Here is a 15,408-nt window from a genome sequence, read left to right as displayed (position 1 = left end):
CCAGCAATCGACAACGTGCTCGGATGCCGCCGCTTCGGCCAAGCGCAATGCCCCGCTACTTCTTCGATTCCGATGAAGACGGAATCGTCTATTCCGACGATCAGGGAACGTTATATGACGATCTCCCGCTGCTCAGGAAAGAAGCCCTTCGCACATTGGCCGAGATGGCCAGGGATGGCCTTCCTCATCGCAGGATTGCAGTCAAGGTCCGGGACGACCGTGGCGGTCTGGTCCTTGAAGTGGCTTTGACCTTTGCCGTTGAAACGCGGCACTTCGACGAGCGGATTTTCCAGATCGACTTGCGCACGAACTGACGGCTCGATCATCATCGCGCCGACCATCATCAGATTTCTGGTGCAGCGGCATCTTCCCCTGGCGCGGAACATTAGAAGTCTCTAATTGTTATCTTAAGCAGCGGGAACCTCCCAGGATTCTGCTGCAGATCGGGTGCAACCCGGTCGGCCCGCGCCCTCCGCCAGAGGCGCGGGCTTCGTTTGTTTAGCCGATGCGCAACGCCATGCGGCGGCAGCATATTGGAGACCTGCGGGAGCACTAGTAACATCAGTCGCTACCGCGGCGCCCTGGCGCCCAGGCAACGGAGCCCGTCGTCCGACAGGGCGGCGGGCTTTTTTGACGCGGGTCGGTCATCACGCAATCGATGGAATTCTGGCCGGCGCTGATTCGTGTGGCATGGGGTAAGGTGCCCTGACGCAGCGCCGGCCAAGCGGAAATCAGGTCCGCCGCAGCCAGATAGTAGCCGCGTTGGCGCAGCAGGTAATTGCGTGATCGCGGAAGCCGCACCATTGCAGAGCCCTCCCCAGCAGTTCGGCCTGCCCAGCGGCTGACCCGAGGCATTCATTCATTCTGACGATGCACCGGACGCCCCGACGGCGGAAATTGGACGCCGCGCTCGCTCGCGACTATGGCGGCCGGCGGTATTCCCTGCAGATTTCGGACGAAAGGCCATTCTACCCTTGTTGCGCCTGGATTCTTATCAGATCGTGGCAAGGATTGCCTTTCCGGCCGCGTTTGCCGGCGTTCTGCTGTTCGCCCTTCTGCCGGAGCGGCTCTTGCAGGGTCTTGGCCTGGCTTTCACGTTTGATCACGACAAGCTCAATCACGCCGCCGCCTTCGTCGTCCTGGCGGCTCTCGGAAGTCTCGGCTGGCCGGAACGCAAGGCGAAGCTGATCGTACTCCTCGTTCTCACGGGTGCGGCGATCGAGGGGCTTCAGGCCGTGCAACTGATAGGGCGCGACCCGGATTTATTCGACTGGGTGGCCGACTGCGCGGGAATCGCGTGCGGACTGATGGTTGCAGGCTGGACAAAGCGGCTCGCCGGCGGATTGCCATAGCTCGAAAGCGCATAACGGAATCGGCGCGCCCATGCCCCAATAAGGGGAAAATGGCCGGCGCCACTTGGGGGGCGCGTTGGGGTAAGTTGCCTGATGGGGCGCCGGCCAGGCGGAAAAATTACGTCCGCCGCAAAGTAACATAGCAGGAACGGCAATGCGCGGCAGTAGCGTGATCGCGGAAGGTCCGCGCTCGCGCCTCCGGTGCGGTGACCCGTTTTGGGTCAACAATTCTGGCACCTGAATTGCACTGTAGGCAATGCCGGGGAATCCCGGCAATCGTCCCCGAATATGGGGCCTCGCCGCTTCGCAAATGGAGCGGCGGGCCTTTTTGCCGGATGTTGAAAAGTAGGCCGATCAGCGGCTTAGCCGATCACAGTGTGCTTAGCCCGATTTCCCCTACCAAGTGCTTATTCTCACAAGAGAAATTCCAAAGCGCCCAAGCATCGGTGCTTGACACAGGTTTCGAGAACTGGATAAGTGGATACACAGATACGCTCTGATCGGACCCAAGACATGGCAGCTGACGCAATCGAGCCGTTGGGCATCACGACCGCCGAGGAGGAAGCTTATCGCCACATTCAGCGGGCCCTGAGGATGGGGCGTTATCGGGCCGGGGACCGGCTGATCCCGGAAGAGATCGCGACGGAAATCGGCATGAGCCGCATGCCGGTTCGCGAAGCATTCCGCCAACTGGCCGCGGAAGGTCTTGTGCTCATTCGCCCGAACCGTGGCTGCATCGTCGCCGGGCTTACCCTCGATGAGATCCACGAAACATTTGAAATACGCTCGGTGCTCGAAGGGCTGGCGGTGAGGCTTGCCATGCCGCACATCGATGTCGAAGTGCTTGAAGAACTGGAACGCCAGCTCGACCGGATGGAGCGCGCCAGCCAGACCGGCAGCAGCGACTGGGTCGTGCGCCATCAGGCCTTCCATTTGCAGATTTGCCAATTGAGCAACCGGCCCAAGCTGGTCCGGCAGATCGCCAGCCTGCACGTCGTGATCGAGCCCTACCTGCGCATCTGGTTCGACTATGTCGACAAGCCCGCCAGCGCGCGTGCCGAGCACGAGATCCTGATCGACGTGCTGCGGTCAGGTGATGCCGGCAAGGCTGAGATCGTCATGCGGGATCATATCGTCGAGACGGCGCCGCTTCTGGCCAACTTCGCAAGTCCCGGCCGCCGCTAGGGAATACCATCTAACTCGTTGAAGCCGGAAGATAATCCGGCACGACGAAAGGGAACTGCCATACCGGCAAAAAGAGGAGAATGATATGAAAATTAGCCGCATCGCAGCCATTGCGTCGGTCCTGTTCGGCCTGGTCCAGGCCGCCGTTGCACAAGAAACACCAAAGGCAATTACCATTGCCACCGAAGGAGCCTACGCGCCCTGGAATTTCACAACAGCCGACGGCAAGCTGGACGGCTTCGAAGTCGATCTCGCCAATGATCTGTGCGGGCGAATGAAGATCGAGTGCAAGATCGTCGCACAGGACTGGGACGGCATGATCCCCGCGCTGACCGTCGGCAAGTTCGACGTGATCATGGCGAGCATGTTCATCACTGAAAAACGTCTGAAGATCATTGAGTTTACCCAGCCATATGCGGTGGATCCCTCAGGTTTCGCGGTCGCCAAGGATAGCGAACTGGGCAAGCTCGGCATTTCCAACGAGCGGTTCAAGCTGGAGAATGAAGCCTCTGCGCAGGCGGCAATCGACAAGCTCAAGCCATTGCTGAAGGGAAAGATCATTGGAGTTCAGGCTGCAACGGCGAACCTGGAATTTGTGAAAAAATACTTCTCGGACGTCGCCGAGATTCGCGAATATAAGACCACCGAGCAACACGATCTCGATCTCGCCGCGGGTCGCATCGACGCGCTCTTCGCGCAACAGACAGCGCTGGCCGCCACGCTGAGCAAGCCGGAGTTCAGCGACTATACGCTTGCAGGACCAGGATTTGTCGGGGGTCTCTTCGGTCTTGGCTCCGGGGCCGGTATCCGCAAAGAGGACACCAAGCTGAAAGACATGCTCAACGGCGCCATCGACGCCGCGACCGCCGACGGCACGATCAAAACCCTGTCGCTTAAATGGCTCAAGAGCGACGTCACTCCAGTCAAGTAAGCGCTTGCCGGCGAACGGCCATTCCTGACCACGTTCCGGAGCTGAGCCGTTCGTCCTGCCGGGGGTATCAATGCCGGGGGTATCAATGGTTGACGCATTCCGGCTGCTTGGTTTCCAGCACGGAGGTTGGGGGGCTGCTCTTCTCATGGCGGCCTCGGTCACAGTGCTCCTGTCCGTGCTGGGGTTTGCGCTTGGCGCTGTCTTTGGCGGGCTGGCAGCGGCCGGGCGTCTCCGCAACTCCAAGGTATTGAGGTTCTTGGCCCTTGGCTATTGCACGGTTTTCAGGGGCGTGCCCGACCTTCTGACCATTTATCTGCTTTACTATGGAGGTAGTGTCGCCCTGACCTCGCTTGGTCATAGCCTGGGCGGGTCCGGATTCGTCGGCGTTCCGGCCTTTGCCACTGGAACCTTGGCTATCGCGATCATCTCGGGCGCCTATCAAGCCGAGGTCTATCGAGGGGCTTACGTCGCCATCGACCAGGGACAGCACGATGCCGCTTGCGCGCTTGGTCTCAACCGGCTGCAGCGGCTGCGACAGGTTATTTTTCCCCAGCTCCTGAGATACGCGCTGCCAGGTCTCGGCAATGTGTGGCAGTTGGTTCTGAAGGACTCGTCGCTGATATCGGTAATCGGCCTCGTTGAACTGATGCGCCAGGCGCAGATCGCTGCAGGTTCGACCCGTGAACCGTTCATCTTCTACATTGCTGCAGCCTTGCTCTATCTGGCTATCGCTTCCGTCACGGGCCACGCCTTTTACCGTCTGGAACGGAAGGCGCCGTGGCGCGTCCGGTCGGCATGATAGATTTCAGTTTTTTCCTCGAAATCCTGCCGAAGCTACTCGCCGGCCTGCCGCTCACGATGGAACTGGCCCTGACTTCCATCGTTGCCGGCTTCGTTCTTGCCGTCACATTGGCGCTTGCCCAGCAATCGGAATCGCCCTTCGTCGTCTTGCCGATCCGCGGCTTCGTTGCCGTGTTCAGGGGCACGCCTCTGCTGGTGCAGATTTTTCTGACCTATTATGGCCTTGGTCAGTTCCGGCACCAACTGTCGGCAATTGGATTATGGGCCGTTTTCCGCGAACCCTACTGGTGCGCAATCATCGCGCTGACACTCAACACCACCGCCTATGGCAGCGAAATCCTCCGCGGCGCGATTCAATCGGTGCCACGCGGCCTTGTCGAGGCGGCCCGGTCTGTCGGCCTGTCCACCTATTTGACCTATCGGCACGTTATCCTGCCGCTGGCCTTTCGCCAGGCGCTGCCGAGTTACGGCAATGAAATCATCCTGATGATCAAGGGCACGTCTCTGGCTTCCATCGTGACCTTGATGGAGGTGACTGGAATTGCCCAGGGATTGATCTCCCAGACCTACCGCGCCTTTGAAGTCTTCATCTGCGCGGGCGCCATTTATCTCACTTTGAACTTCGCGATCATCCGTGCCTTGGCGGCACTCGAATACTGGATGTCGCGGCATCTGCGGCACCGCCCCTCGACGATGAGCGACGCCGCCTCTTGAGCACTATCAGAAGGGCATAGCATGCGAAATTTTGAGAAACCAACGCGCTCGGTCGTCGTTTCACGCGAGGCCATGGCCGCCACCTCTCATCCGTCGGCGACCCTCACGGCGGTGGAGATCATGGCGGCCGGCGGCAACGCCATGGATGCCGCCATCGCAGCCTGCGCGGTGCAATGTGTCGTCGAGCCAGCCTCGACCGGCATTGGAGGCGACTGCTTCGCTCTTCTGTCGCGAAACGGATCCGGCGAGGTCATCGCCTACAACGGATCGGGCAGGACACCCGCCGCCCTCACAATTGACTGGTTCCTCGAACGTGGCATGGCGGAGGTGGCCCGCAATTCTCCTGGCTCCGTCACCATCCCGGGAGCCATCGATTCCTGGACCAGATTGCACGCTGATCATGGACATATGCCCTTCGATCAAATCCTGGCCCCCGCTATACGTTTCGCCGAGGAAGGCTACGCCATTTCACCGCGGGTCCATCGTGACTGGGCGTTGGAAGAAGAACTTCTGGCCTCCGATGTAGCCGCGAAACGGATTTTCCTGCCAAACGGCCGCGCGCCAGGCGTTGGCGAAGTGCATCGCCAGCCTGAGTTGGCTGCAACGCTGCGGCTGATCGCCAAGAAGGGACGAGAGGCCTTCTACACTGGCCCTGTGGCCGGAGACATGGTCGCCTATCTTCGAGGGCTCGGCGGATTGCACACACTCGAAGATTTCGCCTCGGCAACAGGCGAATACGTGATCCCGATCAGCACCGCGTTTCGAGGCTGCGATGTGTTCGAATGTCCGCCCAATGGCCAGGGTGTGATCGCGCTGCTCATTCTAAATATCCTCTCGCGCTTCGAAGCGCACGGCGACCCGCAATCCGCGGACCGGCTTCACCTGGAAATCGAAGCGACACGCCTCGCTTACGCCGCGCGTGACCTGCTCGTCGCCGATCCTGATGCGTCCGAGGTCCCGGTGGCCGACATGTTGTCGAATGCCTGGGCCGATCGTCTGGCCGGCATGATTGACCTAAAGCGCGCCCGCGCGGACCTGCCGGCGTTCGATATGCCGCTGCACAGCGACACGGCCTATATTTCCGTTGTCGATAAGGATCGCAATGCGGTCAGTTTCATCAACTCGGTCTTCGACAGCTTTGGCTCGGGCCTGGTCTCGCCACGCTCCGGTGTCGTCTTGCACAATCGCGGGCAAAGCTTTTCGCTTGACCCCAAGCACCCCAATGCAGTGGCGCCGAACAAGCGACCTTTGCATACCATCATACCCGGGATGCTTGCGAGAGACGGCCGGGCAGAAATGCCTTTCGGCGTTATGGGTGGCTACTACCAGGCAATGGGCCACGCGCACCTGCTGACGAAGGTGCTCGACTTCGGGATGGATCTGCAGGAGGCGATTGATCTGCCGCGGGTCGCCCCCGTCAGCGGCACCATGAACGTCCAGGCCGAACACGGGCTCGCTGGCGAAACCGTAGCTGAACTTAGCCGACGCGGTTTCGAAATCATTCCCGCCACGGACCCGATCGGCGGTGCGCAGGCCATTCGCATCGATTGGGCAAACGGGACCCTGCTGGGCGGTTCTGAACCGCGCAAGGACGGCTGCGCCCTCGGTCTGTAGACCGGTTATGGCCAGAGTGGGATCCAAGATGCCGAAGATGCTCTTCATCGACATTTGGCCGGCGAGCAGGAGCCGCTGGCGCCATGGTCCAGATAATTCTTGCACGCCATCGACAATCCGATCGGCGCGAGGTTGTCACCCATGTCTTAGGTACAAACTGTTACCCATCTCCGGGCCGTACAGGGAAAAATGGTGCCCAGAGGCGGATTCGAACCACCGACATGCGAATTTTCAGTCCGCTGTCGGTGATTGATATTGTTCAGATTTTAGGTCGAATGTCGCGTTTGTGTCGCGTCAAGCCAAAAGCGCCCGCTCGGCCTGAACTCGTTGCCTTGTTCAGCGCCCAAACACGCGTGCCGTGGTGCCGACAGTCATTCAGATGGATGATGGTATGGTTCGGCACTCCTAGTAAGCTCCGATCACCAGGCAATTTAGAGACTTTCTGAGGTCCATGTTCCTATGGGCGCAAGCGGCGCGACGACGGAGGTGTTGGCGCAGGCGGCGGGGTCGGCGTCGTCGAGGCTCGCACGCCTGGAAGCCACAACGACCGACGTCGACCAACGGGCAACCGTGGGGCACGCGCTCGATCAGGAGATGGCACGGGCGACGAGCCAGTTCGACAGCGACAGGCGTGTCAACCAGCCGCAAGCGCAGGCGATCGAGAAGCAATTGCAAGTTCCCAAGTCAACCGGCAACGCTGTCGCGGCTCAACAGGCGGGACTGCACGCCATGGAAAGGCAGTTCCCGCCGCATCGCATCTCCTCCAAATCTTTTTGCGGCGTCAGCAGGATGCCAGCGAGCGGGGTCAACTCGGCCAGGCGGATGCCAGAGTGTTTACGCTCGCCACACCGCCGGAGCGGGCGAGCTCGCTTCATCCGATCTTTCTGTTTCCTGTTCGGGAGGTCCCTACATGATTATCGAGTTGTTCGGTCCGCCTGGTGCAGGCAAGACGACCCTTCTCCGCGCCCTTTGCCGTGAGCTGGCGAAACGCGACATCCGTGTGAAGACAGTCAATGGCTATCGCCGGATTGATTTTGTGTCTTTCGGCAGCGAAGTCGATTCGGTCGAGGATGAAGGCCCGGAGACACGCCATGGCATCCAGCGTCTGGTGCACAAGCTCGCCACCGCGAGTCCGGTCTTGTTCTCGACCCCGCCGAGCGAGGGGGCCGCTGCGCGGCTTTTGGCATCGATCCCTCCAAAAAGTCGAATATGGGCGTTGCGTCTGAAGATCGACGTCGTTTTGCTCTTCGAAGCCTGGAATACGGCGCAGGCCTCAGAAGGGTACTTCATTTTCGAAGAGGGCATCGTTCAGGCGTTGTGTGCGCTCGTCCTGTTGGCACGAAATCCAAGTATCGACATGGTTCGTAATTGCATGACGTTCCTGCCGCGACCGGATCTCCTCATTCAAGTCGACGCGCCCGGGGAAACGCTGCGCCACCGCCTCATTGAGCGGTATGCGCGGCAGCCGTACCTCGAGCGCCTTCTCGAAGTCGGAGTGGTCAGGGGCCTGAAGCAAGCGGATATCGCGAGGGAGATCGGCCAATGCCTGCAAGACAAATGGCCGCTGATGCGTGTCGACGGCCTCGACCCACGCAATTTCGAACAGGTCGTCGCGCGCATCGTGGGGCACGGATTGCCCGCGACGGCATGCGTCGGGCCAGACTAGAGGCGCGAGTTGCATGGTGCTCACGGTGAGATCGTTCGTTGGCATTCGCAGATTTCTACGGGCGCAGCGGCGACCGTTAGGCAGCGTCCATGAGAACCGTGCACCCGCTCGTCGGGATTACCGAGCAAGCCACCAGACGGATGGGTACGGTGCCCATTACTCCGACACGTTCCGGTCCGGCTACTATGCAGCTCTGTGGTCGGGTATCGAAAAGCCCTTGGTCGAACGTACTCTCCTGCCTGTCGGCGGGCCGAACCGGAAATGCCTGGACTTCGCATGCGGCACAGGCCGCATAGCAAATATCGCAGCTCAATTTTTTGGTGAAGTCGTCGGCGTTGACATCTCCCAATCTATGCTGGCTAGCGCACGGGTTCCGAAGAACGTGAAATTGGTCCGCGCTGATATTACGCTCTCTCCGCTCGCCGAAAGGTTCGACGTGGTCACGGCATTCAGATTCTTCCTCAATGCTGAAGATGAGCTCAGGAAGGATGCACTGTCGGCCATCAGCGCGCATTTGAACGAAGGTGGATTGCTAATCTCGAATATCCACATGAATGCGACCTCGCCAATAGGGCTGGTCTGCCGCATTCTGAACCGTTATGCAGGAGGGACAGTCCGCCACACTTTGAGCATTAAAGGATACGAGCAGACGCTCATTGCAAACGGCTTTATTGTCGAGCGGATAGTTGGGTACGGTTTTTTGCCGCGACCCGGGAAATTGCTGCCAAGACTCTGCGAAATATTGATCGTGCCGTTTGAAAGGATCTGCGCAAGTGCCAGGATTCCGGCGGAGCTTGCGCAGAATTTCCTGGTGGTTGCCAGAAAGCGGTAAAGCCGGCGGGCACATGAAATTTGAAACCGAGCATTTGCCATGAGGCTGGTCTTTGTTGAAGCTATTGGCAGGAAAGTATCGAGTGTCGTTTTTGGCTGCGCTTCGCTTGGCTCAATCAGACAAAGCGCTGCTCGCCTCTGCTCATCAGTGCGTTTGGCGACGGCGCTCGCCGGTGACCAACGATGCACTTGCCCTTTTGAGGCAGGACGATCGCAAGCATCCCGACGTCGCGAGGTACTTTCGTAGGTTGGGGGATTCCGGCAACGTAACGCGGGTTCGCGCCGTAATTTCCAGACGTCTTGAGGTTCAAGTATCTCCCTGCCGATTGCGGGACGCGAATTCCTCGTAATGCCTGCGTATGAACTCCGGTTTGGCCCGATGCCGCACCTGCCGGCCTGTAAGCCTCTCGCAGACAGTGCCCACGCATCTCGAACCATAAAGACGCATGAGAGAACGTCTGAAAGCGGCTACGGCGCGCTTTACGCGTGCCCATGTCGCGTTCATGTCGCGTGGAGTTGCCTACAGTCGCAGGAAACCCTTGAAAATCAACGGTAACAGTTCGCAACACGGCGCGACATGAAATGCCGTAAGTCGCCAAGTTGGCGACACCGCAAGCCATTGAGTGATTTTATATGAGGAAGTAGTGGTGCCCAGAGGCGGATTCGAACCACCGACACGCGGATTTTCAGTCCGCTGCTCTACCAACTGAGCTATCTGGGCCTGCTCCGGCGGGCGGCAATCTGCACACCGGGTTCATGAAAGCGCCGTCGGCACCCCTTGAAAGCGCGTGGGTTATAGCACGGGAATTCGGCCTGTCCAGCGCTTAGAGCATGATCCCGAAAAGTGGAATCCGGTTTTCGGAAAAGATTATGCTCAAACAAAACGCCAGAACCTGTTCCGTCCGACAGTGCCCGGATGGAACAAGTTCTGGACATTGATTTCAGGCGCGAAACGACAGGCAGTCCGCAAGGCCGATCATCGGTCACGATCGCGGCTGCGAAACCGTCCCAAGCCTGTGGAAAACCGCAGGTGGACGGCGCTATTTCTGGTCGTCGTTCTCGTCCTCGTCGTCGCGTCCCGGGATGACGTAGACCCCCTTCAGCCAGCGGTTGAGGTCGATGTCCTTGCAGCGCGTCGAGCAGAACGGGTAGGTTTCGCGCGCCGATGGCTTGCCGCATTCGGGGCAGGGCCGCTTGGGCCGCAATGGCGTGACCTTGTCGTCCGGGCTCATATCCGCGCACCCGACAGCCAGTTGGCGTGCACCTTAAACCCTTCGCCGCTCAAAAGCGCTACCGTCTCGTAGAGCGGCAGGCCGACGACGTTGGTGTAGGAGCCGACAAGCTTGACGACGAAGGCGCCGGCGAGCCCCTGGACGCCATAGCCGCCGGCCTTGCCGCGCCATTCTCCCGATGCGATGTAGGCCTCGATCTCCTCGCGCGGCAGCCGCTTGAAACGCACCCTGGTCTCGACCAGCCGCAAGCGCTGCTTGCCGCCCGGCGTGATCAGGCAGATGCCGGAATAGACCCGGTGCGAACGGCCGGACAAAAGCCCGAGGCAGTTGGCGGCGTCGTCGAGCGTCTCGGCCTTGGGCAGGATGCGCCGCCCGACGGCAACCACCGTGTCGGCGGCCAGCACGAAGCTCGGCAGGTAGTCGGCTTCGGTCTTCAGCGAAGCCAGCGCCTTCTCGGCCTTTTGTGTTGCCAGGCGCTTGGCCAGCGAGCGCGGGTGTTCGGCGCGCAGCGGCGTCTCGTCGACATCGGCCGGCAGCACACGGTCCGGCTCGATGCCGGCCTGCTGCAGCAGCTCGATCCGGCGCGGCGAACCCGAGGCAAGCACGAGCTTCTGCAAAATGCCCATCGCGATCCCGGCCGGGTTCTTGAACTTACTTGAAGCGGTAGGTGATGCGGCCCTTGGTCAGGTCGTAGGGCGTCATCTCGACCAGGACCTTGTCGCCGGTCAAAACGCGGATGCGGTTCTTGCGCATGCGGCCGGCCGTATGGGCGATGATTTCATGTTCGTTTTCGAGCTTGACCCTGAACATCGCGTTGGGCAGCAGTTCCGTCACGACACCCGGAAACTCGAGGACTTCTTCCTTCGGCATTCGATACCTTTGCTTGGATGGGTACTTCCAGCGCCCCGGCCGGAAAGTTGCGCGGAACCTATATGATAAACGTCCGCTTGTGAACATGCTTAATCCGCGGCGTTTTCAGCCCCGGTGCCGAGAAAACGGCGGCCGATCCGCGCCTTCAGCCGCTCGCGCACGTCGCGGTAGGCGGCCATGATCTGCTCGCGCGTGCCGCTGACGCCGGTCGGGTCGGGCATAGGCCAATACTCGACCTCGACGGCCAGCGAGCGGGTGAGCTCGAGCGCGGTGTGGTGGGCTTCCGGCGCCAGCGTCACGATCAGGTCGAAATAATCATCCTCGAGGTCGTCCATCGTTCTCGGGTGCCGTTCGCCGAGCGACAGCCCTTCTTCGGCCAGCACGGCATCGACGAACGGATCGCGTTCGCCGCCGCGCACCCCGGCCGAGGCGACGAAGGTGGTGGGCGGAAGCACCTTGCGCGCCAGCAATTCGGCCATCGGCGAGCGCACGGCGTTCATGCCGCAGACAAACAGGATCGAGCGGGGCAGGATCGGGCGGGGCAGCGGGGCGGCCAGTTCAGCCTCGCCAGTGCAGCACGCAAACCAGCGTGAACAGCCGGCGCGCCGTGTCGAAGTCAATCTCGATCTTGCCGGCAAGCCGGTCCATCAGCGTCTGCGAGCCTTCATTGTGCAGGCCGCGCCGGCCCATGTCGATCGCCTCGATGTGGCTGGGTGTCGCGGTGCGGATGGCATCGTAATAGCTTTCGCAGATCATGTAGTAATCCTTGACGATGCGCCGAAGCGGCGTCAGCGACAGGATGTGGGTGACCACGGCTGCGCCGTCCTCGCGCGCCACCGCAAACACCAGCCGGGATTCGGCCAGCGACAGTTTCAGCCGGTACGGGCCGGCGCCGTCGTCATTGACCGGCTGGAAGCGGTTCTCCTCTATCAGGTCGAAGATCGCCACCGCCCGCTCATGCTCGACATCGGGCGTCGAGCGGCCGATCGTCTCGTCGAGCTCGACATCGATCAGCCTGGCGCGTGTTTGGTCGTAGTCGGACATTTCTACATGTTCAGCCGAATGCCGACGGAGCGTCCATGTGCATCGAGCCCTTCCGCCTTGGCGAGCGTGATCGCCGCCGGCGCCAGCGCCCGCAACTGCTCCGGCCCGAGCTTCAGGATCGAAGTGCGCTTGACGAAATCGAGCACCGAAAGCCCGGACGAAAAGCGCGCCGAGCGCGCCGTCGGCAGCACGTGGTTGGAGCCGGCGACATAGTCGCCGATGGCTTCCGGCGTATGACGGCCGAGAAACACCGCACCGGCATTGCGCATCCGCGCCAGGAAGGCCTCTGGGTCGTCGATGGCAAGCTCGACATGTTCGGCCGCGATGCGGTCGACCAGCGGCAGTGCTGCCTCGATCGTCGGCACCAGGATCACGGCGCCGAAATCGCGCCAGCTCGCCGCCGCCGTTTCTCCGCGCGGCAGGTTCTGCAACTGCCGCTCCACCGCCTGTTCGACCGCTGCGCCAAAGGCACGGTCGTCGGTGATCAGGATCGACTGCGCCGACATATCGTGTTCGGCCTGGGCGAGCAGGTCGGCGGCGATCCAGTCCGGATCGTTGCTGCCGTCGGCGACGACCAGCACTTCCGACGGCCCGGCGATCATGTCGATGCCCACCGTGCCGAACACCTGGCGCTTGGCCGCAGCGACATAGGCATTGCCGGGGCCGACGATCTTGGCGACGGGCTTTATCGTCTCGGTGCCATAGGCAAGGGCCGCGATCGCCTGGGCGCCACCAACGCGGTAGATTTCGGAGACACCGGCAAGGTCGGCTGCCACCAGCACCAGCGGCGGCACCTCGCCGCCGGAGGCCGGCACCACCATGGCGATGCGCTCGACGCCGGCGACCTTGGCCGGTACCGCGTTCATCAGCACCGAGCTCGGATAGCTCGCCGTGCCGCCCGGCACGTAGAGCCCGACGGCCTCGATCGCCGTCCAGCGCGAGCCGAGCTCGACGCCGGCGGCATCGGTGTAGCGGTCGTCCTGCGGCAGCTGCCGCAGGTGGTGGGAGCGGATGCGCTCGCGCGCGAATTTCAGCGCCTCGACCGTCTGCGGATCGGCGGCCTCGTAAGCCTTGGCAATGTCGTCCCTGGAGACGGCGATGCCGAGCCTGGCCAGGTCACCGCCGCCGAATTTCTGCGTGTACCCGACCAGCGCCGCGTCGCCCTCGGCACGCACCTTGGCGATGATCTCGCGCACCACGGCGTCGACATCGGCCGAGACTTCCCGCTTGGTCAGCAGGAACGCGGCAAAGCGCTGCTCGAAATCGGCGTCGGACTGGCGAAGCGTGATGGCCATCGGCTCAAACCCTGTGGACCGGGCGCGACGTCGCTTCCCAGGCGCCGCCGACATCGGCAAGCCGTGCCTCGATGCATTCGACATCGAGCATGATCGCGCCCCCGCCCGAAAAGATCAGCTCGACGATGCCGGCCGGTTTGTCGAGCGCGAGAAAGCTGATCGCCAGCAGCGACAGCACTTCGTCGGGCTTGTCGCGGGCAATGCCGCTGGTCTTGGCGCCGAGCACCCGGTCGAAATGCAGCACGGCCTGCCGCCGCTCATTGTGCCGGCGCAAGAAGCCGGATTTCGCCTCCCACACGAAGCGGTTCATGGTCAGCACGAAGCGCTTTACAGAAGGCAGGTATTCGAGATCGCTGACCTTCATGACGGCATCCTGGACATGCGCCGAGATGATGCTCAGATCCTGATCGTCGAGCGCGACAAGCTTGAGGCCATTCATGCGGAATTCGCACCTGCGAAGGTTTACAATTGGCCTTCTGTTAGGCGGTCTTGGCGATCGGTGCAACCGCGCCACAAGCCCTGCGGAAAGGCTCTAGCCCGAAATGCGCTCGATCTCCGCGCCGCAGCCGGACAGCTTTTCCTCCAGCCGCTCGAAGCCGCGGTCGAGATGGTAGACGCGGTTGACCGTGGTTTCGCCTTCGGCTGCAAGGCCGGCAATGACCAGCGACACCGAGGCTCGAAGATCGGTCGCCATGACTGGCGCGCCCTTCAGCTTCGCTACGCCGTCGACGATCGCCGTCTGGCCGGACAGCGTGATGTGGGCGCCTAGCCGGGCGAGTTCCTGGACGTGCATGAAGCGGTTTTCGAAGATCGTCTCGGTGATGCGCGACTTGCCCTTGGCCATCGTCATCAGGCCCATGAACTGCGCCTGCAGATCGGTCGGGAAAGCCGGGAAGGGCGCCGTCGTCACATCGACCGGCGAAATGCCGGCGCCGTTGCGCCTGACGCGGATGCCGGAATTGGTCTGCGTGATCTCGGCGCCGGTCTGCGAAATGATGTCGAGCGCCGTCTGCAACAGGTCGGGCCGGGCGCCTTCCAGCACGACGTCGCCGCCGGTCATCGCCACCGCCATCGCATAGGTGCCGGTCTCGATACGGTCGGGGATCACCCTGACGCGGGCACCCGACAGCGCCTCGACGCCGTCGATGGTGATGGTCGCCGTGCCGGCGCCCGAGATCTTCGCGCCCATGGCGTTGAGGCATTCGGCGAGGTTGACGATCTCCGGCTCGCGCGCGGCGTTTTCGAGCACCGTCTCGCCCTTGGCCAGCGAGGCCGCCATCATCAGCACATGGGTGGCGCCGACCGAGATTTTCGGGAACATGTAGCGGTTGCCGACAAGCCGGCCGTTCCTGGTTTTGGCGATGACGTAGCCGGTGTCGACATCGATATCGGCGCCCAGCGCCTGCAGGCCTTCGAGGAACAGGTCGACAGGGCGCGTGCCGATGGCGCAGCCGCCGGGCAGCGACACCTTGGCCTCGCCCATGCGGGCCAGCAGCGGCCCGATCACCCAGAACGACGCCCGCATCTTCGACACCAGCTCGTAAGGCGCCGTCGTGTCGACGATGTTGCGGGCGGAGAAAGTGATGGTGCGCGAATAGCCTTCCTGCTGCTTTTCGCGGCGGCCATTGACCGAATAGTCGACGCCGTGATTGCCGAGGATGCGGATCAGCTGCTCGACATCGGCCAGATGCGGCACGTTTTCCAGCGTCAGCGTGTCATCGGTCAAAAGCGCGGCGATCATCAGCGGCAGCGCAGCGTTTTTCGCGCCCGAGATCGGAATGCTTCCGGCAAGCTTGTTGCCGCCGACAATTCTGATGCGATCCATGAAGAGCGTCCCCTCGGCGCCAAGGCCGGTTTAAATCGGTTGAGTCTG

General features: G+C 61.7%; 17 protein-coding genes and 1 tRNA gene. 9 read left to right on the top strand and 9 right to left on the bottom strand.

The window, feature by feature from the left end; translation table 11 throughout:
- Positions 1-47 precede the first annotated feature (47 nt).
- From NKI29_RS26345 to NKI29_RS26305, 9 genes are all read left to right on the top strand, one after another.
- The gene (locus NKI29_RS26345; protein ID WP_156937357.1) at positions 48-314 is read left to right on the top strand and encodes a DUF6894 family protein; all 267 of its coding nucleotides are present in this window, start codon (positions 48-50) and stop codon (positions 312-314) included.
- 660 nt (positions 315-974) lie between these two features.
- The gene (locus NKI29_RS26340; protein WP_352571657.1) at positions 975-1,352 is read left to right on the top strand and encodes a VanZ family protein; all 378 of its coding nucleotides are present in this window, start codon (positions 975-977) and stop codon (positions 1,350-1,352) included.
- Between the two features lie 513 nt (positions 1,353-1,865).
- Positions 1,866-2,537 (top strand): GntR family transcriptional regulator, encoded by a 672-nt coding sequence (locus NKI29_RS26335; protein WP_352726140.1) that lies wholly within the window; start codon positions 1,866-1,868, stop codon positions 2,535-2,537.
- An 85-nt stretch (positions 2,538-2,622) separates the two neighbouring features.
- Complete coding sequence (locus NKI29_RS26330; protein ID WP_023677394.1) at positions 2,623-3,468, top strand: transporter substrate-binding domain-containing protein; 846 nt, start codon at positions 2,623-2,625, stop codon at positions 3,466-3,468.
- 85 nt (positions 3,469-3,553) lie between these two features.
- The gene (locus NKI29_RS26325; protein ID WP_352726138.1) at positions 3,554-4,267 is read left to right on the top strand and encodes an ABC transporter permease; all 714 of its coding nucleotides are present in this window, start codon (positions 3,554-3,556) and stop codon (positions 4,265-4,267) included.
- Entirely contained in the window at positions 4,264-4,983 is a 720-nt protein-coding gene (locus tag NKI29_RS26320; RefSeq protein ID WP_352457755.1) for an ABC transporter permease, read from the top strand. Before NKI29_RS26325 ends, NKI29_RS26320 begins: the two co-directional genes overlap by 4 nt.
- A gap of 21 nt (positions 4,984-5,004) precedes the next feature.
- Entirely contained in the window at positions 5,005-6,597 is a 1,593-nt protein-coding gene (ggt, locus tag NKI29_RS26315) for a gamma-glutamyltransferase (RefSeq protein WP_352571655.1), read from the top strand.
- Positions 6,598-7,507: 910 nt separating this feature from the next.
- Positions 7,508-8,263 carry an AAA family ATPase gene (locus NKI29_RS26310; RefSeq protein WP_051406149.1) on the top strand — a complete coding sequence of 252 codons (756 nt, stop codon included), beginning with the start codon at positions 7,508-7,510 and terminating at the stop codon, positions 8,261-8,263.
- Positions 8,264-8,480: 217 nt separating this feature from the next.
- A complete protein-coding gene (locus tag NKI29_RS26305) occupies positions 8,481-9,095 on the top strand; it encodes a class I SAM-dependent DNA methyltransferase (protein ID WP_245274725.1) in 615 nt (204 codons plus the stop codon).
- 644 nt (positions 9,096-9,739) lie between these two features.
- Here NKI29_RS26305 and NKI29_RS26300 read toward each other — a convergent pair.
- From NKI29_RS26300 to murA, 9 genes are all read right to left on the bottom strand, one after another.
- Positions 9,740-9,815: transfer RNA gene (locus NKI29_RS26300), tRNA-Phe, on the bottom strand.
- A gap of 319 nt (positions 9,816-10,134) precedes the next feature.
- Positions 10,135-10,326, bottom strand: a complete 192-nt coding sequence (gene yacG / locus NKI29_RS26295; protein ID WP_023677402.1) for a DNA gyrase inhibitor YacG — start codon at positions 10,324-10,326, stop codon at positions 10,135-10,137.
- A complete protein-coding gene (locus tag NKI29_RS26290) occupies positions 10,323-10,952 on the bottom strand; it encodes a Maf-like protein (RefSeq protein WP_352457706.1) in 630 nt (209 codons plus the stop codon). Before NKI29_RS26290 ends, yacG begins: the two co-directional genes overlap by 4 nt.
- Before the next feature lie 25 nt (positions 10,953-10,977).
- Positions 10,978-11,196 (bottom strand): translation initiation factor IF-1, encoded by a 219-nt coding sequence (infA, locus tag NKI29_RS26285; RefSeq protein ID WP_006200926.1) that lies wholly within the window; start codon positions 11,194-11,196, stop codon positions 10,978-10,980.
- Positions 11,197-11,285: 89 nt separating this feature from the next.
- Positions 11,286-11,753 (bottom strand): arsenate-mycothiol transferase ArsC, encoded by a 468-nt coding sequence (locus NKI29_RS26280; RefSeq protein WP_352571660.1) that lies wholly within the window; start codon positions 11,751-11,753, stop codon positions 11,286-11,288.
- A 1-nt stretch (position 11,754) separates the two neighbouring features.
- Positions 11,755-12,240, bottom strand: a complete 486-nt coding sequence (locus NKI29_RS26275; protein WP_292663977.1) for a UPF0262 family protein — start codon at positions 12,238-12,240, stop codon at positions 11,755-11,757.
- Between the two features lie 2 nt (positions 12,241-12,242).
- Positions 12,243-13,535 carry a histidinol dehydrogenase gene (gene hisD, locus NKI29_RS26270; protein WP_352797786.1) on the bottom strand — a complete coding sequence of 431 codons (1,293 nt, stop codon included), beginning with the start codon at positions 13,533-13,535 and terminating at the stop codon, positions 12,243-12,245.
- A gap of 4 nt (positions 13,536-13,539) precedes the next feature.
- Complete coding sequence (locus tag NKI29_RS26265) at positions 13,540-13,974, bottom strand: DUF2948 family protein (RefSeq protein WP_352464930.1); 435 nt, start codon at positions 13,972-13,974, stop codon at positions 13,540-13,542.
- 93 nt (positions 13,975-14,067) lie between these two features.
- Positions 14,068-15,360, bottom strand: coding sequence for a UDP-N-acetylglucosamine 1-carboxyvinyltransferase (gene murA / locus NKI29_RS26260; RefSeq protein WP_352634713.1), 1,293 nt, complete (start codon positions 15,358-15,360; stop codon positions 14,068-14,070).
- Positions 15,361-15,408: the final 48 nt, after the last annotated feature.

Origin of the sequence: Mesorhizobium sp. M0678 (genome assembly GCF_040320505.1) — a bacterium.
GTDB lineage: Bacteria > Pseudomonadota > Alphaproteobacteria > Rhizobiales > Rhizobiaceae > Mesorhizobium.
Note: the sequence above shows the minus strand (reverse complement) of the source record. Positions and strands in the feature narration are given on the sequence as shown.